This is a genomic window from Bacillus sp. B25(2016b), from assembly GCF_001679765.1.
In the GTDB taxonomy this organism is placed as follows: Bacteria; Bacillota; Bacilli; order Bacillales; family Bacillaceae_G; genus Bacillus_A; species Bacillus_A thuringiensis_K.
In genome coordinates, this window is sequence record NZ_CP016285.1 from 2,923,655 (window position 1) to 2,942,488 (window position 18,834).

The window sequence follows — 18,834 nt, forward strand, 5'->3', positions numbered from 1 at the left end:
CCTTCTTCATTATTGTATTTATGAAACTTTTAAGCTAGTAACAATAATAATTGTTACCAGTTTTTCCAGCGTCCCTCTGGATCAACACTTGCAAGTCTAACCCATCCATTTTGAACTTTTTCTCGAAATGTGAAATCATTATTTAACAAACGTTCTATATATTCAATAGGTGCTTGAATGACAATTAGTAACCGAAGTGGTGAATGATACGTCTCACTATCTGACTGCATAACAGATTGCCAAGGTAAGCCTGGCAACAGGTCACTAGCATTCCCTTGCATAACACCGAGACCCGCCGTTACGGTTTGGGTTGTTTTATTTCCACTACCATAATAATGAGGAGCTACAGTTGATGCGTAATATTGTAGATTTATCCACTGCGCAACTGTTCCTGGTCCTGCAATAATGTTAGCTAATATATCGCCACTTTCATCCTGTTTCCAATCATAATTATGAAGGAAAGCCCTGCCTTCTAAGTCACAATCTTGAGTTAATTCACGCTGTCCGATAATAAAAGATGCATTACGAGCTAATCCCCATTCTGGACGTATTTCACTCCAATCTTCTGCAAATCGATGTGCCTCTTTACTAGGATTGTTTATTTCCGTTTTAAAATTAGGTAATTGCATTAAACGCTCTCTATTTGCATGTTGGCTCACATTTGGCATAATTGACTCAATACAATCAAATGCTTCTTGCGCAGTTTCCGAAAGTTCTGGGACGTAAATCCATTCCAATTCGTCCACTGTTGTTTTATGTTCAGCTGCTGCAAAAATGGTATCCTCAGGAATTTTAATGCCTTCAGCAGACAACGCCTCTCTTACTTCTGGAAGATTACATAAAGTAGCGAAAACTCTTGCATTGAATCCTCCTGCTGCTCCTCCACAAGCACCACACTCAAGTGCTGCAGCATAAGGATTGTTCGTACTTTGACTACTATGTCCGCACATTACAACTAAAGGAGCAAATTTTTCTGTCAGTCCCACCATTTTTAAAGCTTGACGCACATAGTTCACTTTTTCTTCTTTCGTAAAACCGATAGGTATCTCGCCCTTTGTGTCATGAACATGATTAAGCGAGAATGTTGTATCAGGTTTTTGTAACATAGTTTTACGAAGGTTACGAATGAAACCACCAACTCCTCTTGGGACAAAGCTTCTTGTCACCATCTGTAGACCAAGTAAAGGACCACTTAACTCAGGTAGCGCCATACTTGTCAGTACGTTCTGTTTCATCGTTTTAAATGTATAACGCACCGAACTGCCTACCCTCTTACGTTGCTCATAAGATTTAAATTCGTTTTCATCTGTGAGCTCTTTTATTTGATGCTTCGGTTTTAATATAACTGGCAAAGAAGGATGGCTGTCATTACTACCTAGTTCACTAGTCGCAATTGGTAATCCAAAGAAACCAGCTATTCCAAACGTTTCAAACGGACCTAGTTTTTCTAAGTGGCGACGAAACGGTTCTGAACGTACATCAATACAAAATGCTAATTGAGCTAATACATGCTTTTTATCATTAGTTACACGCTGTTTAGAAGAAATCTTCTCCCTTAATTGCTCTGCATGCGTCTGTTCCCAAGCTTCGAGCCAAAGTTTTCTGCGAATATTTTCATCAAAACGATATGCAAATGCTAACAATTCGCTTTGTTCAGCAGCAGGCATTTGTAACCATTCCCGTGTTGAAATATCTCCCCAATAGATCCAAGAAGCTATAAGCGGGACGAGTGCAACTTTTTTCTCAACCTTTTGATGTTTTAAAGGTAAATAAGGTTTTGCAATAGCCAGCTCCATAGAAATTCGAACTGCTAAATATTCTATTAGGAGTTCCTGTTCCTGAATTGATTGTTGTGAGCGCCATCGTATCATTCCTGCCCACCCAGGCAAAGAAAGTAAGTGCCCTTCAAGGTAAGCTTGTATGTTAGATTCAGAAATTCCTAGTTCAAATAATGCTCTCGCTAAAGCTACTTGGGCATCTTGTGGCCAATCTTTTAAAACTTTACGCTCATTTTTACTGAGCGCTGGATCAAATTTAATAAGGTGTTGCCATGCACGATAAAAACCTTTCTCTCGATTTGGCATCGTCCAACTTGATCCGGAGTCATCAAGATATAATTTACACCATTTAATGATATGATAATTAAGAATATCAGATAGGTTTTCACTATTGTGATTCTCTATAAGCGAACTTATTGGCTGCATAACAGAGGCTTTCATACTCCCTGTATTTATATAACTCATTTCGTCTGCCAGTTTATTTAATTCTGGCGATGATAATAGACTAGAAGGTAATTTCTCTAACTTTAAAGCTGCTTGGCAAAATCGCTCTGCTTTCTCTCGCGGAATATGAAAAGATTGTGAATCCAGCCAACGAGACAAACTACTTTGTAAAAATGATTCCTCAATCTCACCTTTCGCTTTTGCCGAATGAATCATGGAGGCACTAGGATAAATATCCACATTACGAGCTTCTTTTAACCAATTTGCGACTTGTTCAAATGATTGCTTTTCAAGTCCCATCCAAGGGTGGTGAGCTGCAAACGTAGAGATAGGCCAAAGTGGTGCAATCACTCGGCTAGCAGATGCAACTAAATCATTTATATTATTTTCTTGCATATCAATGTTTGTATTTTTCTTTAATATTGACGTTATGCTCATCACGAATTACCTCCCTTTGATACATAATGTTTCAGATAGCTTGGGTGACTTTCTACTGACTTTCTTCTCGCCTCACCTACTCGAACTAACCAAAGATAAAGTACAGCGAATAAAGTAGAAGATTGATTACGAGTAACGAAAGTACTAATAGCACTACTAAATAGTAAAATACATATAACAAAGATAACGGCTGGAACTGAAGGTTGAACACTTTGATAAATGTCAGTATGCAACCATTTATAAAGAGAATTATGAACAGTAAAGTAAATGAGAGAAAATCCAATCAAAACAATTAAGCCAGCAATTCGTCCCATTCTTCCCTCTCCAAAAACAACAAGCTGTTTCCATGAAAAATAAAGTGACCAGCCTAAGATTAACGCACTAACTAGTTGATATCCCTCTCCAGAAGTCATAAACCAGAAAGTAATTGCTATAAATAATCCTAAAACACGCCCGAATATAATCCATAAATTGGGCATTTTTTCATTAGACTGATTCACTACCCCAAAACGTTGCACTGAAGAACCAGCTTGTAAAAACAGTGTAGCTTTAAACAAACCATGTAAAATTAAATGAATAACAGCCGCTAAATAGGCGCCTAATGCACATTGAATAAGCATAAATCCCATTTGCGCAATAGTTGAACCTACTAGCTGACGTTTATAATCAACTTGGACTAAACTAATTCCTGTTCCGATTAAGACAGAAATACTAGAGAAAATAAGTAAAATGATTTGTGCAATATCATCATGAAAAAGAGGCGAAAATCTAGTTAACATGATACCACCAGCATTTACTAAACCCGCATGCATAATAGCAGAAACAGGAGTTGGAGCAACAGCAGACTCAATTAACCATCTTTGAAAAGGCCATTGTGCTGCTGGAATCATTACCGCTAATATAATTAATAAGTTAATTCCTGTTCCCTCCAATGTTCCATGTAGCGCTACATTTTCATTCGTTAAAACTGATGTTAATTGCCACTGTCCTGTTACTTGAAAAAGCCAAATGATAGCTGATAGCAACGCAATCCAACTTATTGTAAATAAATAGCCAGAGATTTTTGTTGCTTCGCTAACTACTTTCCACCCTTTATTTAGCCCTATGAGTAGAACCAATCCTATAAGCGTTGCTCCCCAAAAAATGAGCATTAAGCGAAAATCATCACTTAACCATGCAACCGAAGATACACCTGTAGTAAATGTAAAAAGTACAAAGTATTTTCGATATGAGCGGTCTCCCATTAAGTAACGTACAGAAAAACGCTGAATGATTAAACCAATTGTAAGAACAAAGAAAGCCATTAACCAAGCTAAAGTATCTAGATGCCAAGGCCCTACAACTCTATCTCCATTGTTATTAACAAGTGCGAGTAAAGAAATCAATGAAGGCAAAGCAGCGATACCAATATGGATATGAACAAAACGTAAAGGCATCCTTGCATTTAAAAACAATAATCCACTTAGCCAAGAAGCACTAAGCGCCATAAAAAATAATGTTAACAGTGTTGATGAACTCAGCGAAATTAACATATTAAATACTCCCTTCTAAGCGAAAATAACCTATAAAAATTCCTTTTAATTAAGATAATTTTTTAAATTTCAATTTTCATTCACTCTTTTTAGTGCATCGTTTTTTCCCATAAAAAAAACCGACAACTTCCATAATTCAATGATTTTATATCATCATTGAATTATGGAGATTGTCGGTTTCACTTCAACTAACTTCAATAAAGTTTTTTGAAGAGCTCCCATTTTATAGAGGATAGTAATGTATGTATTACTCCTATTAAAAATAACAGTATATCTCTGATCTCCTAGATTATGCAATCAATATATCAATTTATGTTATGCGCTATCTTTTAATTAAGAAACTTTTTCATTTAGTCAATATTACATATTAAAAAAATGCTAAAGCCTTAATTATAGCAAACAGTTAAAATAAGCATCTATTAATTTTTTAAAACAATTATAAGATAAACTATATTAAGCAGTTTGTCAATTTATTTATTAATTTTTTAGAGTAATTCGAGTTAAGCTTTATTACATTTAAATAACTTAATTTTTATTATTAGCATGTTAATAAAGTTAAATAAAGCGCAAAACTTGTAGACTTCTGAATCCTCCCGCTACATTTTCAGTTTATTTCCCCCTAATCTTAAGCTGTTTTTTATTTTTAAAACTTTTCCTCAAGATTATTAAACAATTTAAAAATCATTACTCGTTCACCTGTACGGGAGCTTATATCCGTATGAAAGCTTTTCACTTTTTCTCCAGTTAATTCTAGAATAATCTCTTTCAAATCTTCAATTCCAGATTCAACTAGCTCCGAACGATTTTTCTTTATCGTTAGCATACCGTCTTTTGTTTCGCAAACAGTATATTCAGCCGGCGTTAAAATACCTTGTAAATTTACGATAATCATATCCCGCAATATATCTGTCTTAACGGATATAGATCCGCGTCCTAGGTAGTCCTTTTCCCAGTGAGTAATTGCTTTGCTTATCTCTGATTCAATCGAGCCTTTTGAGTTTTTCATCTATGTATCCTCCTTCAATAAAATGTAATTACATTTATAATTACAATAACAATATAATAATCTGGATTGATTTTATTTTCAATTATTGAGAAGAATTTATACGAATCGTTGTCATGTATCCTTTAGTATTAAAGTGAATTTTTATATTGCGATATGCGTTTTTTGATTATCCCCAACAAGATACTCTTACTATAAAGGCTCTGTTGCATAGATTTCTAAAAAAGACATTCCGAAGAAAATAAGGAAACTCTTGTAACGTAATATACAAACAAAAAACCCTACACTTATGAGTAGGATTTTTCTCTTTTTATATTATTCAAAAACCTAAAAGTATACCTGCCCTCCAAACATATTACCGATTGGGTTTATGCATATTTCCTTCGAATTTTGCCAACCACCAATAACAGTAAAGGAATCCCTAGCTCATAAATGGGTAATGCAATTGGAATTACGAAAAATATGTAGTAATAATGGGTAAATGTCTGGATATTTTTAACTGACACAGCTATGATAAACGAAATAGGAGCAAGAACTAACGCTACTTTTCGCCAATCCTTCAAATGAAATATTTGTGCTGTTCCATAACAAGCGATAAACATGTATAACGCCAATTTCACAAAAATACTAAAAAACCAAATAATAACTATCAAAATATCCACATTTTGAATGAACTCCATGACAGATATGTATCGGCTCAAATCGTAAACCGGATACAAAAAACTTGAAGATAAATTCGGACCGAATGTTAAAATGACCGCTAATGTTCCGATTGTTACCATGAAAACGGCTAATCCTACCCCCAACATCGCCCTTGATGACGCTTGCTCTGGTTTATCCATAAAAAAAACGAACATCATCATCATAACAGCCTCTCCAAAAAATGCGGCTACAGGGGTATAGGAACCTTTAAGGATGGGAAGCCAGCCAGAATCGTGATAAATAGGCCGCATATAATCCCAATTCATATTGCCAACATTCAAAATGATTACAAACGTTATCATTAAAAGTACAATTGGCCCTATGATTTCACTTAAACGTCCAATACCTTCCACCCCTCCTTGGTAAATGATAAAAATGAGCAATAACATCGCAGTAAAGACAATGACCCACAAAGGTGTATTATGAAACAAAGCGATAATAATGAATTCACCAAATTCACGGACGGTTATCCAAATTATCATGTACCACCCAAAGAAGTAAGGAATCATCAGTAGCTTTCCTAGCCATTTACCAAGAATAGTTTGACTAAATTCAATGAGAGTTTGTTTCGGATAAAGCGAACCAAGTGTAGTTGCCAAAAAAGTAAGAGCAACCCCTATCACTCCTGCAATCAAAATCGAGATCCACGCATCTTGTTTGACAGTACGAATCGTCGCTGGAATAACTAGAAGGAGTGATTGTCCCACTTCAAATGTGAACATCATCCAAAAGATTTGCCTGCCAGAGATTTTCATCGAATTTCTCACACTCTATATTCCTCCTTATTTTTTCATTTCATTTTTCTTCAACTGCAACGGTGGTCCAGTCAGTCCTACTCGCCGAATAGTAAGCTTTGTATGAACAGAAACCTCCACTTTTCGAAATTGTTTACTCCAATTCTTTTTTAACCCTTTCCATTCGGATGGATATTTTTGATGAATGGCTTCTCCAAATCCAAAGATATCGGTTCCGTATTGTTTTTGAACCTTTTTAATAGTTTGGAGAGCTTCCTTATCGGACTGTTTTTCCAATACATGTTCTAAAAGAGTAAGATTTTTTGGCTTCGAAAGATCTAAATTCGTATTGTTCTCCTGAATTGTTCCTTCACCAGAAAAAACAATGTCACACTTAATTGTGTCCCCTTGTATAGTAGGTATGATTTTTCTATTGATCTTTGTCATATATAAACTTGCACTACCATTTCCTTTAGAGGCCGTTGCTGTAACTGTCTGTTTACTTAAACGATTCACTATCCAAAGAGTAGTTAACCATTCCTGCATGTTCAAGTATCCTACCAATTTGAAATCGTTGTTAAATATAGCACCGCCTACAATTTGAAACCCTTTGACCACGGTTTTACCTTTTTTAGGAGACACATTTAGTTTAATAACGGGCAAAATCGGGGTGATTCCATCACTCGTACCAGCAATAAGAAAATTTAACAAAGACATATCTCCCGCTGCCTCTATTTGCATATGCTCTTTAAGTGCCCCAAGTGCCGGAATAGACTCTAAAGGGATGGATGCTTTCAGAAAATCTTTTGCAGTATTCCCTTTTATGACGAACACACCTACTCGTAATCGAATATCAGGATCGCGGCTATATGCATCTAAAACTGGAGCAAGACCACTTTTAGCCATTTTTTCTCCAATCAATATTACACGCTGGTGCCCTCGAAAAATTTCTCTCGACATTTTTGTTTGCATCATTTGTATAGCTTCATGTGTATCCTTTCCCGTTCCCGATTCTGTAAAAAACGCTTTTCCTGCATTACTTCTTCCGCTCTGTCCCATTCCCATTTTTGATGGAATAATAAACTGAGCACTAATTTCAATCTTATTGTTCTTCGCTTGATCAAGTCCCCATCCTAATTCTATTGCCAAATCATTTAATTCTGTCCGATCCCAACATCCCGTCAAGAAGCATAAAGAAATGACCAGTATCATACAGAGTGCCTTGTGCAGGCTCATTCTGTTTCCCCTCCCCGTTTCTCATCTGGCTTTTGTCCACCTGGAAAACGGACTTTCTCTTCACCAGATACCATTATTGGGCGGTGGGTCATATTCCAACGAGGTGTTCGGAGAAAAACATCCTTTAAATCACAAGGAGTCTGAGGTGCAACTGGACTTAAATACGGAATGCCAAAAGAACGAATGTTAGTTAAATGAATCAAAATCGCAAGGGTACTTATTGCAACACCGTATAGCCCGAGCATTCCTGCCAATAACAGCATAGGAAAGCGTAACATCCGGTAAGCCGTTCCTAAGTTGTAGCGTGGGAACGCAAATGACGCAATACCGGTCGTCGCCACAACAATGACCAAAGGTGCCGAAATAATACCTGCTTGCACAGCAGCTTGCCCGATAACAAGTGCTCCAACAATACTAACTGCGGATCCAACAGGTTTTGGTAACCGAACCCCCGCTTCCCTCAAACCTTCAAATAAAAACTCCATCATTAGCGCTTCTATGACAGCCGGGAAAGGAATGCCTTCTCTCGCAGCTGCAATACTAATAAGCAAATTTGTCGGAATTAATTTAGGATGAAAGGTTGTAATAGCAACATAGAGAGAGGGAAGAAATAATGAAATATTAATTAATATTAAACGTATCCATCGAACAAAAGTTGTGTAGATGGAGCGTTCATAATAATCCTCCGCTGCTTGCAGACCTGTCCAAAATGTCATAGGAACAATCAAAACGAAAGGTGTGTTATCGACTAAAATAGCGACTTTCCCCTCTAATAAACTTGCACAAACCGCATCTGGCCGCTCAGTATTTTGAATTTGTGGAAAGGGCGAAAAGGGTTGGTCCTCAATAAACTCTTCAATGAAAGCTGACTCCAACACTCCATCAATTTGAATTCGCTTTACCCTTTGGCGAACTTCATCCAAAACCAAATCAGGTGCAATGCCCTCAATATAGGCAATTACCACATCTGTCTGTGACAATTCCCCAATCGAATAAGGTTCCATTTTTAGTTTTTGGCTTCGAATTCTTCGGCGAATCAGGCTCGTATTGACCCTTATCGTTTCCGTAAACCCGTCCCGAGGGCCACGAACAGAGATCTCGGCAGCCGGCTCTTCAATACCTCGTTTTTCAAAACCTTTTAAATCAGCGACTAGAGCTTGACTCTCTCTTTCTGTTAAAATAACGATATTCGCTTTCAATACCGCTTCTATAACCTCACGAACTTTTGAAATTGTCTTTACTTGAGAAACCGCAATTAGCTGATTTTGTATAATTTCTCCTACCGAATCCACACTCTTTACTCCACTAGGCAGACCTTCGAACATCATTGGTTTCAAAACAACTTGTTCCACAACTTTAGTGTCAACTAATCCATCTATATAAATAAAAAGAATTTTATTTTGACTATCTATGATTATTGGACGAAAAACAATATCGGAACAATTTTCAAAAACTTGTCTCAAAACTTCTTCATTCGCAGATACACTCTGCTTGAGTTCGCACTCTTGATCATTTTGGAGTAGCATACTTGCACTCTCAAGTTCCTGAATATCTTTTCTCAAACGCTTTCTACTAAGTTTTTTCATCATACTACCCCATTTATCGAATGGTTTATGTTTTTATACTTGAACTTTAGTGTTAGGATTTCTTGACAGAAACGCTTTAGAAACCGTTCCACTATAATGTTTTGGGTAAGTAATCATTTATCTAGAAAACAAAAGGAAAATATCTCCTCTATATCCTTCTTAAAATCTCCTTACACATGAAAATTATTCAATTTTTTCTATAAGTTAGTTATTTTAAAATGAGGTATCCATAAAGTAACTTGTAACTGATGCTTTGTTAAATTGGTAATAATGAGGTTATAGAAACAAGCAAAAAAAGCATGTCCTGAAGAAAGATGAATCAGAACATGCTCTTAATTTATTTATTTGATACTATAGACGTTGATCTTTCTGGAAATTTAGTTGAAAATGATCCGCTTCATTGTATACCCCGAATTCATACCCTTTTTCCTTATAAAATTTAATAATTTCCGGAAGCGCTTGTAATGTCTGTGGTTTTTCATGCATTAGAACTACTTCCACATCTTCTGTTGTTGTACGCTTTACATTTTCTATAATTTGCTGTGGATTACCTTTTAGTTTCCAATCATTTGAATCTATTGTCCAATCCCAAACTTTTATTGCTGCTTCTACAATTTGATTACGAATTTCCTCACCCTTTAATCCCGGTGCAGATCCATATGGCGGACGAACTAGTTTAGGAGTTGTACCCGTAATATTATGGATCAGAGCTAACGTTTCTTTCATCTCCGGTACAAATTGTCCCTTTTTGTATAGCTTATCACTATTATGTGTCATACTATGAGCACCAATATAATGTCCTTCTTTTACCGCTCTTTTTACATTTTCCTGAAAACCTGTATTTTGTAAATTGCTACCTTGCATAAAAAATGTCGAGGCAACATTTTGTTCTTTTAGTACATCTAAAAATTTCCCAGTTAATTCACTAGGACCGTCATCGAATGTTAAATAAACAACCTTTCCTACCGGTTTTCCATCAGGTCTTTTCTGTTTTGCCAGTGATGTGTCCTCTTTCTTTTTTTGTTGTTGCGTATTAGCTAGCTTAATACTTTCATTAGCTACTCCTTTCGCTGGAATAGAGTTCCATTTTCCTATTAAAAAGAACGTGAAAAAGGTCGTTGCTAAAACAACTCCTAGAGATAGTATTGCCTTAGTTCCTACATTTGTTTTTTTCTTATTTTGTGATTCTTTCATTATGTTTCGATCCTTTCCCTACTAATTTTCATATTCATTATTTATACAGCTAAGCATTAACTCCAGTTGATATTTACAATAAGTAGATTAATAGAGGAAGGTGAAGATAAAATGCAGATAATGTCGAAATTAGTTAAAGAATAACTTATTGCATCCACTCTTTAGAAAAATATTGTTTTCTCTAATACAGTTAAATTTGAAAACTGGATATACATCCAAAATAAAAAATACTACTCTTTCTAAACAAAATTTTTATATCAAGATAATAGCATGCTGTTATAAAGATAAAATACTGAGTTAGCCATACTATTGAAATTCTATTATAATTTTGTAATTGGAATTAATTTGAATCAAATAAAGAACTAGAAGAAATATTATTATGTGGAGGTGCTCCGATGAATCTTTTAATTAGAGAGTTAGAAAAAAATGATTTAGACAATTTCCCGAAGATCGATGACAGTTTTATAGTGAATGCTCGGTTAATTCTTTCTCTTTCCAAAGTAAATAGACGTATAGAATATACAGTAGAAGACGTTCCGAGTTATGAAAAAAGTTATTTACAAAATCAAGATGATAATGAAGAACTGGCTTACAATGAATATATAAATAAACCTAATCAAGTAATTTACATAGCACTGTTACATAACCAAATCATCGGATTAATAGTATTGAAAAAGAATTGGAACCACTATGCTTACATAGAAGATATAACAGTGGATAAAAAATATCGTTCACTCGGAGTTGGTAAAAGATTAGTTGATCAAGCAAAGCAGTGGGCAAAAAAAGGCAATATGCCAGGTATCATGCTTGAAACGCAAAATAATAATGTCACAGCATGTAAATTTTATGAAAAATGTGGATTTGTAATTGGTGGGTTTGATTTTCTTGTTTATAAAGGTTTGGATATTGAAAATGATGAAGTTGCAATTTATTGGTATTTTCATTTCAAATAAAACTGTTTTTAACATTAAACAAAGTCAAAATAAAAACCCCAATCTCTCTATATTAAAATTGAGAAATTGGGGTTAAGCTATTTAACAATATTTTTCATTTAAAACAAATAACTAATTAATAATCCTGCTGATAATAAGAAGCCAAAAATCGTATTTGTCATCGCTGTTGATTTCATTGCGATGCGCATATACCCAGGATCCTTTGCTCCTTTTTGGAAACTTTGAATCGCAGAAATTGGCTTTCTCAAACCTAGGAACATAACTAATGCCCAAGGGCTTATATAACCCATTAATACAATTACTGCAATCCATAAATATACAATGAAAAAGGCTACCGCTAGTGTTACTACAGCTTTCTCTCTCCCAAGGAGGATTACTAATGTCTTTCTTCCACCTTTAATATCTTCTTCGATATCTCGGATGTTATTCGACATATTGATTGCACCTACTAAAATTCCAATTGGAATGGAAATCAATACACTTTCAATCGTTACAGTATTCGTTTGAATAAAGAAAGCAATGAGTACAAAACATGTCCCCATTAACAATCCAGAAACTAATTCTCCAAACGGGGTGTACGCAATTGGTAATGGACCGCCTGTATATAAATAGCCAACTGCCATCCCAATTAAACCAATGACAACTAACCACCAGCTGCTATTCATACAAATATAAATGCCAATAAAAGCTGCTACTACATATAATAAAAGCGCAACTGTTAACACATTTTTTGGTTTCAATCCATGACGGACAATTCCGCCACCGATGCCAACGGATTCAGCAGTGTCTAGTCCACGTTTAAAATCATAGTACTCATTAAATAAGTTCGTTGCTATTTGCAGCGCTAAACATGCAAGCATCATCGCAATAAATAAAAGCCAATCAATTTCGGCAACATAAAGTGATGCCACTGTCCCTAAAATTACAGGTGAAAACGTCGCCGTTAATGTATGTGGGCGCGTCATCTTCCATATTAATTTAGCGGAACTAATTTCTTTTTCATTCCCCATAACTCTGTTCAATCTCCCTACATTTTTAGTATAAATTACTAGCAGTATCTTTCTATCTATTTCCTGCTTCGCATCCATTCATTATATCAATAAATGATTATCCTTTCTAACAAATCTACTTTTAATAAAGTAAAAATTATAAAATGAAACTTTAATTATTAGAAGTTTTGTCACCCCCACTGATTATTAGTACATATTCATTGGGATTTTACGGGCAGCCCTCCCTCCCATTCGCTGAATTTTTAAGGAGGGGATCTTATCCGCCCGCAAATATTGGGATAAATAAAAGAGCCAACTCATATGAGCTAGCTCTTTCATCTCTTATTTTATAAAAATTCAATAGTTACGCTACATTGAAAAACAGATAGATCCTACTTTTTTAGCCCATTAATAATGGTATCTATATTCCATTTCATCATTTTTAAGTAAGTATCTCCATCCTCACCTGATTTACCTAGTGAGTCTGTAAAAATTGTCCCTGCAATTGGTACGTTTGTTTCTTTTGAAACAGTTTCCATACTACGTCGATCTACACTTGTTTCAACAAATAAAGCTGGCACTTTGTTTGTTTGAATTAAACTTACAACATCTCGAATTTGATCTGGTGTACCTTGATTTTCTGAGTTGATTTCCCAAATGTATCCCGTCTTAATGCCATATGCTTTTCCAAAATATTTAAAAGCACCTTCACTAGAAATTAAGAAACGTTTTTCTTCAGGGATTTGATGAATTCTGTTTACTGTCTCATCATGTAATTTTTGAAGTTCTGCTACATACTTATCCGCATTTTTAGTATAGAACTCTTTATTTTTAGGATCTTCTTTAATTAATGCTTTCTTCACATTTTCAGCGTATACAATACCATTTTTAATATTCATCCAAGCATGTGGGTCTGGTTCTTTTTCTAATCCTTTTGTTTCTAAATAAATAGCTTCTACACCTTCACTTACTTTATAAACCGGTGCATCTTTCTCTGATTTATTTGCCGTTTTTAATAGTTTTTTAAACCATGCTCCGCCCTCTTCTAAGTTTAGCCCATTGTAAAACACCATATCTGCATCTGTCATTTTCATAACATCTTTCGGTAGTGGATCATATTCATGTGGATTAGCTCCAATTGGAACAAGACTATGAATCTCAACTTTATCTCCACCAATTTGCTTCACCATATCGTATATAATGGAGTATGTTGTTACAACTTTTAATTTTCCACTACCCTCTTCTTTCCCATTTGTGTTACTAGAACACGCTGTTAACGCAAATACGAAAATACAAATTACCGATAATAAAATATTTTTTAATTTCATCATTATCCTCCAATCCATTATGACAACTCTGCTCTATTTTTTCTAATTTTAATAGCTCTCCAAAACAAACCTTGTGACGGTGAGAAAAAGAATGCCAGCGCGAACAAGAATGTTGCAACGAGAACGATTGTTGCACCTGAAGCAAGATTATACGAGAAACTAAAATACAGCCCTACTATAGATGAAAGTGCACCAATTCCTGCCGCTAAATAAATCATGACCCATAAACGATTTGTTAATAAATACGCTGTAGCCGCTGGTGTAATAAGCATGGCAACAACTAGAATAATTCCAACAGTTTGAAGTGAAGCTACTGTAACCATTGTAAGGAGAATCATTAAGCCATAATGAATCCATTTATTCGGTAATCCATAGCTTTGCGCCATCGTTGGATCAAACGTGGATACGAGTAATTCTTTGTAAAACAACATTACAAGACCAATAATGACCACTCCAATAATCAGTGTCATCCACATATCAGAAGAACGAACGGATAAGACATTCCCGAATAAAATATGATACAAATCAGAACTACTCTTCATAAAGGTAATTAAAATAATCCCTACAGCGAAAACAGATGTAAACATAATTCCTATCGCCATATCATGTTTAATACGACTATTTTGACTTACAAATCCGATTCCTACTGCAGTAATAACACCTGTTAAAACCGCTCCTATAAAATAGTTCATTCCAATCATATAAGAAAGCGCTACTCCTGGAAGAACAGCATGTGAAATGGCATCACCCATTAATGCCATACCTCGTAAAATAATAAAACAGCCAATTACGCCGCAAATAACGCCTACCATAACGGAAGTTAATAACGCCTTCTGCAGAAAACTATACTGCGTTAATGCATCTATAAATTCTACAATCTTCATGATGAATGTACCTCCGCTGCATTATTAAACAATATTCCTTGATTCACATACGCTTTTGACATAACAGTTGGTTCTAATACTTGGCGTACTTCTCCGTAATGAATTAAGCTTTTATTCATTAATAGTAATTTATCAAAATACGATTCTGCTTTACTTAAATCATGATGGACAACGACAATCGTTTTTCCTTCTTTACGTAGTTCCCTAAGAATTTTAATGATTGTCTCTTCACTTGTTACATCAATTCCGACAAACGGCTCATCTAAGAAGAATATTTCCGCCTTTTGCGCTAAAGCTCTCGCCAAAAAGACACGTTGTTGTTGTCCACCTGACAGCTCACCGATTTGGCGATTTTTAAACTCTTCCATTCCGACTTTTTTTAAGCAATCAAACGCCCAATCCCGATGCTCTTTCTTCGGTCTTTTCATCATACCTAAAGATGGATACGTTCCAATTAGCACGACATCTAAAACTGTAATCGGAAAGTCCCAATCTATATCACTTCTTTGCGGTACATATGCAACACTCTTTCTAATGCTTCGAATATCCTCTCCAAGGATTTGGACATATCCCTTATCATTTGGAATTAAATCTAATACAGCTTTCATTAAAGTAGATTTCCCCGCTCCATTTGGACCAATAATTCCAACGAGCTTCCCTTTCTCAATATCGAAGGAGACATTTTGAACTACTTGATTCCCTTGATACGATACAAACAAATCTTTAACAATTATAGCCTCATCCATTTTTTATGCATTCCCCTTTCTTTTTTTCGTATATATAATTATTTTGCGTAAAGGCAAATTTTAAGCAAAAAAATATAAAGCGAATGTAAATCCATGTTTAAGTTTCCTTAAGGAAACTTTTTTATATGAGTCAAATTATATAAGTTGTACGCAAATTTGTAAACTAAATTTTACTAATTTATAAATATATAATGAAAATAATTATCAATGTGGAACAAAATATATTATCTATTTTATGATTTTTTGAAAAAGATATTACTGTGAAAAATAAGCAATATAGTATATAAATGAAAGAACCTACTCGTATGAGTTGACTCTTTCTCTTTCACAATATTTGATACGCTCTGCAGCAAAAAATATAATTAAATTACTTCCAAACAACACCTCGCCGCTCATATTCCATTCTATATTCAACAGCGGCTGCAATTTTAGGACTTGCGAACTTTTCGATAACCCAAAGAGCTAAATCAATTCCTGAAGTAACTCCTCTTACAGTAATAATATCGCCTTGATCTACAATTCTGTAAGGAAGAAACTCTGCTCCATATTCACTCATTTCACTCTGCGCCAAATGATGCATTGTCGCCTTTTTATCATTTAATATACCGGATGCAGCTAGTAACATACCTCCAGTACAAACTCCCGCAACAATCGTTCCTTCATTATGCATCTCTCTAATCGTTTCTGTCAGTGTTCCAAGCTCTGCTTGCTTTCGTGCCCCATGCTCTGCTTTATGATTCCAGCCACCACCAGGTACAATTAATAAATCTGGGCGATTATCCATTCGTAAAAAATCATGTAGTTTCACCGTAATTCCAAATGAAGTAGTAACTTCTTGTTTCTGTACACTTGATACGAGTTCAACCGTAAATGGAGCCCCTTCTTCTATCGCTCTTTTCAATACTTCAAAAGGTGCAAAGGAGACAAGTTCTCCAAAACCATCAAACAATACAATTTGTATTTTCATTTTTTGAACACCCCATATGCTTTCTTTTTCGCATCCAAAATTAGAATAATAAATGTTATCTACCAATTAACAATGACGACAGTCTTTCTCCTCTTCCTTTATAAACTCTCAAATGTTCTACTAATGCACTCTCGTCACCCATTAGGTTCATCGTCTTTTTAACAAAGTTCCAATTTAAACTACCTGATAACCATAGCAACGAAGAAAGTCTTTCATACTCATTTAAAGTTAAAATGTTATTAGCTCCATACCCTTCTAAAAATGCTCTAGCAACTTTCGGACATACTACATGTGACTCTATTCCTTCTGTCCGGGAATACCACTTTATTAAAAAGGCTAACCCTTCAACGCGGTCAACATAACTAATAGATTCAAAATCCACAATTCCTTTTACCTTTTGACTTGATCCCCATAAAACATTCAAAGGATTTAAATCGGTTTGTACAATAAACTCCAAATTATTCGTATATGCACATTCTATATGACACTTAGCGAGCTCTATATACCCCCGCAATTCCTTACATGTACCACCTTTATTTTCTAATAGCTTTATAAACTCACCATATCCATCTAAATGCGATTTCTTTTGAAAAGTCGAGCTTTGAAATGTACTAGAAATATCATGTATATTTCTTGCTTCCTTTCCAAAAATCTCTGCCATTGTTTCTGTACAATGAGTAATATGCTCCCCTTCAATCCAAGTAGACAATACAAACCGGTACTGTTCATCATTCCAAGTAACAAATGTAAATGACCCTCCCGCCCGATTCTCCTTAATCTGCATAAATGGGATTCCATGCTCTCGTAAATAATACGTAAATCGTACTTGCTCTTTCAATTGTTCATTTGATAATGTCCCAAAAGCTGGATTAGTTGTTCGATCGCCATTCATAAACCGTGCGGAATACCGGTCTCCATTTACGATGATTTTATAATGTAAATCTGTATGCCAACTGTTCTTATGTAATTCTGCTTCCACTATTAGTGGATGAATTTCTTTAAAATAATTTATTACTACATTTCTTATTATGCGTTTCACCCTATTCCCCTTTCATGCAAAAATTCATTCTTGTACTTCCGAATAAAAACCTTTTAAAGTGAGGATTTTTAAGATACACCTAATGTATTCAAATAAAGAATTCTATCCTACTGTGGAGTAATAATAAAGTTATGTAATTTTGCCGCCAAAATTACAATAGCCTTCTATATATGTAGATGAAAGAAGGCTACTAAATCTTTTTAAAAATCTAGTTATTTCATAGTGAATGTATTATTGATTAAATAATACATTTGTTTAATACAAGTACTAAATAAGAAAAATGAAGCGTCATAATGCAATTAACAAATTGAGGATTTTCATTTAAACTTTATAAAACTCAAATGTATTTTTTTCTAAACATATTGTTTCATCAGAGGTTTTGATAATGATATCAAAACGCTGACTATACGAATGCATAAATACTTCATATTGAATCCGGCGTTCTTCATGAGACTGCCTTAAATAATTTATATCGGCTCCCCTTTCAGCTATATCCCGGCTTGATCTTCTCATTAGTTCCGTTTCGCCATCTGTATAAAAATAAATTTTCAAATCAAATAAATCAGGATTAATAAATGCGGCGCTCATTCCTTCCACAATCGTTACTTTATTTTCCGAAGAAATCAACTTACTTTTCATATAATGCGTATCTATCGTATAAAAATCTAGCCCCGCTCTAACCATATGAATATCTCTTTCTAAAGCTGCCAAATGGTGCGCCGCTGGATGACAAGCTGTCATTTTATAACGATGATTTTCATTTTGATATGTATAGTGAATCACTGCATGCTTGCGGATATCTGAACTAACAATGTAAGGATCTGTATTAATATAATTTACTTCATTTTGATTTAGTAGCTTTACGAGTCTATTAGTAAACGTTGTTTTTCCAGCTGCACCATGTCCTGAAATACCGATAACAATTTGTTCATCTCTCATCTTTAACCAATTTATAATTTCTTGTAACAACTTATCCATCATTCTCCCCCTTGCGCTAATATACTACCCTTTATTTATATATCCAAAAATCCTTTCATTTAATTATACTTAACAAAGGAAAGTTAGTGTGATTATTCATCATACCACCTCTAATTCTAAACAACTTTATTATCTTTTATATGACTTTATTATTTATGAACACCTACATGATTAAATATATTTCTAACTTTATAAACCCAACAGAATATCCTCTGCTTTTCGGTAATTTATGCGAACCAATGCAGTCATAACTATGTACAATAAAAAAAGAGCCAATCCCTATAAAATAGAAGATTGGCTCTT

Annotated in this window: 15 protein-coding genes; 1 reads left to right on the forward strand and 14 read right to left on the reverse strand. The window is 34.8% G+C overall.

Annotated features, from left to right (window positions below; translation table 11 throughout):
* Positions 1–53: 53 nt before the first annotated feature.
* The 7 genes from BAQ53_RS14950 to BAQ53_RS14980 all read right to left on the reverse strand — a co-directional run bounded on the left by BAQ53_RS14950 (position 54) and on the right by BAQ53_RS14980 (position 10,647).
* Entirely contained in the window at positions 54–2,660 is a 2,607-nt protein-coding gene (locus tag BAQ53_RS14950; protein ID WP_000029058.1) for a DUF2309 domain-containing protein, read from the reverse strand.
* On the reverse strand, positions 2,660–4,192 hold the full coding sequence (locus BAQ53_RS14955; protein ID WP_000908946.1) for an NADH dehydrogenase subunit 5: 1,533 nt from the start codon (positions 4,190–4,192) through the stop codon (positions 2,660–2,662). Before BAQ53_RS14955 ends, BAQ53_RS14950 begins: the two co-directional genes overlap by 1 nt.
* 643 nt (positions 4,193–4,835) lie before the next feature.
* On the reverse strand, positions 4,836–5,198 hold the full coding sequence (locus BAQ53_RS14960; protein ID WP_000798164.1) for a Na-translocating system protein MpsC family protein: 363 nt from the start codon (positions 5,196–5,198) through the stop codon (positions 4,836–4,838).
* A gap of 365 nt (positions 5,199–5,563) precedes the next feature.
* Complete coding sequence (locus tag BAQ53_RS14965; protein WP_003301788.1) at positions 5,564–6,652, reverse strand: GerAB/ArcD/ProY family transporter; 1,089 nt, start codon at positions 6,650–6,652, stop codon at positions 5,564–5,566.
* 27 nt (positions 6,653–6,679) lie between these two features.
* Entirely contained in the window at positions 6,680–7,867 is a 1,188-nt protein-coding gene (locus BAQ53_RS14970; protein WP_000052108.1) for a Ger(x)C family spore germination protein, read from the reverse strand.
* Positions 7,864–9,456, reverse strand: coding sequence for a spore germination protein (locus tag BAQ53_RS14975; RefSeq protein ID WP_208905665.1), 1,593 nt, complete (start codon positions 9,454–9,456; stop codon positions 7,864–7,866). Before BAQ53_RS14975 ends, BAQ53_RS14970 begins: the two co-directional genes overlap by 4 nt.
* Positions 9,457–9,804: 348 nt before the next feature.
* Positions 9,805–10,647, reverse strand: coding sequence for a polysaccharide deacetylase family protein (locus tag BAQ53_RS14980; protein WP_000665155.1), 843 nt, complete (start codon positions 10,645–10,647; stop codon positions 9,805–9,807).
* A 395-nt stretch (positions 10,648–11,042) separates the two neighbouring features.
* Between BAQ53_RS14980 and satA the strand changes: the two genes are divergently transcribed.
* Positions 11,043–11,600: a streptothricin N-acetyltransferase SatA gene (satA, locus tag BAQ53_RS14985; protein ID WP_001050463.1), complete on the forward strand. Its 558-nt coding sequence runs from the start codon at positions 11,043–11,045 to the stop codon at positions 11,598–11,600.
* Positions 11,601–11,698: 98 nt separating this feature from the next.
* Here the strand turns inward: satA and menA are convergent, their stop codons facing one another.
* From menA to BAQ53_RS15020, 7 genes are all read right to left on the reverse strand, one after another.
* The gene (gene menA / locus BAQ53_RS14990; RefSeq protein ID WP_208905667.1) at positions 11,699–12,610 is read right to left on the reverse strand and encodes a 1,4-dihydroxy-2-naphthoate polyprenyltransferase; all 912 of its coding nucleotides are present in this window, start codon (positions 12,608–12,610) and stop codon (positions 11,699–11,701) included.
* A 371-nt stretch (positions 12,611–12,981) separates the two neighbouring features.
* Positions 12,982–13,917 carry a manganese ABC transporter substrate-binding protein/adhesin MntA gene (gene mntA / locus BAQ53_RS14995; protein WP_000769184.1) on the reverse strand — a complete coding sequence of 312 codons (936 nt, stop codon included), beginning with the start codon at positions 13,915–13,917 and terminating at the stop codon, positions 12,982–12,984.
* Between the two features lie 17 nt (positions 13,918–13,934).
* Positions 13,935–14,801 (reverse strand): metal ABC transporter permease, encoded by an 867-nt coding sequence (locus BAQ53_RS15000; protein ID WP_000706184.1) that lies wholly within the window; start codon positions 14,799–14,801, stop codon positions 13,935–13,937.
* Positions 14,798–15,547 (reverse strand): metal ABC transporter ATP-binding protein, encoded by a 750-nt coding sequence (locus BAQ53_RS15005; RefSeq protein WP_000343000.1) that lies wholly within the window; start codon positions 15,545–15,547, stop codon positions 14,798–14,800. Before BAQ53_RS15005 ends, BAQ53_RS15000 begins: the two co-directional genes overlap by 4 nt.
* Positions 15,548–15,914: 367 nt before the next feature.
* Positions 15,915–16,514, reverse strand: a complete 600-nt coding sequence (locus BAQ53_RS15010) for a DJ-1/PfpI family protein (protein ID WP_033673062.1) — start codon at positions 16,512–16,514, stop codon at positions 15,915–15,917.
* A 55-nt stretch (positions 16,515–16,569) separates the two neighbouring features.
* Positions 16,570–17,553, reverse strand: coding sequence for a phosphotransferase enzyme family protein (locus BAQ53_RS15015; RefSeq protein ID WP_208905676.1), 984 nt, complete (start codon positions 17,551–17,553; stop codon positions 16,570–16,572).
* 321 nt (positions 17,554–17,874) lie between these two features.
* The gene (locus BAQ53_RS15020; protein WP_000359528.1) at positions 17,875–18,531 is read right to left on the reverse strand and encodes a uridine kinase family protein; all 657 of its coding nucleotides are present in this window, start codon (positions 18,529–18,531) and stop codon (positions 17,875–17,877) included.
* Between the last annotated feature and the right edge of the window lie 303 nt (positions 18,532–18,834).

What these genes read in the sequence shown, in the direction of transcription:
- satA (WP_001050463.1), top strand. Translation starts at nt 11,043, where the DNA reads ATGAATCTTTTAATTAGAGAGTTAGAAAAAAATGATTTAGACAATTTC.
- BAQ53_RS14960 (WP_000798164.1), bottom strand. Translation starts at nt 5,198, where the DNA reads ATGAAAAACTCAAAAGGCTCGATTGAATCAGAGATAAGCAAAGCAATT.
- BAQ53_RS14955 (WP_000908946.1), bottom strand. Translation starts at nt 4,192, where the DNA reads ATGTTAATTTCGCTGAGTTCATCAACACTGTTAACATTATTTTTTATG.
- menA (WP_208905667.1), bottom strand. Translation starts at nt 12,610, where the DNA reads ATGGGGAATGAAAAAGAAATTAGTTCCGCTAAATTAATATGGAAGATG.
- BAQ53_RS14950 (WP_000029058.1), bottom strand. Translation starts at nt 2,660, where the DNA reads ATGAGCATAACGTCAATATTAAAGAAAAATACAAACATTGATATGCAA.
- BAQ53_RS15010 (WP_033673062.1), bottom strand. Translation starts at nt 16,514, where the DNA reads ATGAAAATACAAATTGTATTGTTTGATGGTTTTGGAGAACTTGTCTCC.
- BAQ53_RS15000 (WP_000706184.1), bottom strand. Translation starts at nt 14,801, where the DNA reads ATGAAGATTGTAGAATTTATAGATGCATTAACGCAGTATAGTTTTCTG.
- mntA (WP_000769184.1), bottom strand. Translation starts at nt 13,917, where the DNA reads ATGAAATTAAAAAATATTTTATTATCGGTAATTTGTATTTTCGTATTT.
- BAQ53_RS14970 (WP_000052108.1), bottom strand. Translation starts at nt 7,867, where the DNA reads ATGAGCCTGCACAAGGCACTCTGTATGATACTGGTCATTTCTTTATGC.
- BAQ53_RS14980 (WP_000665155.1), bottom strand. Translation starts at nt 10,647, where the DNA reads ATGAAAGAATCACAAAATAAGAAAAAAACAAATGTAGGAACTAAGGCA.
- BAQ53_RS14965 (WP_003301788.1), bottom strand. Translation starts at nt 6,652, where the DNA reads ATGAAAATCTCTGGCAGGCAAATCTTTTGGATGATGTTCACATTTGAA.
- BAQ53_RS15020 (WP_000359528.1), bottom strand. Translation starts at nt 18,531, where the DNA reads ATGGATAAGTTGTTACAAGAAATTATAAATTGGTTAAAGATGAGAGAT.
- BAQ53_RS15005 (WP_000343000.1), bottom strand. Translation starts at nt 15,547, where the DNA reads ATGGATGAGGCTATAATTGTTAAAGATTTGTTTGTATCGTATCAAGGG.
- BAQ53_RS14975 (WP_208905665.1), bottom strand. Translation starts at nt 9,456, where the DNA reads ATGATGAAAAAACTTAGTAGAAAGCGTTTGAGAAAAGATATTCAGGAA.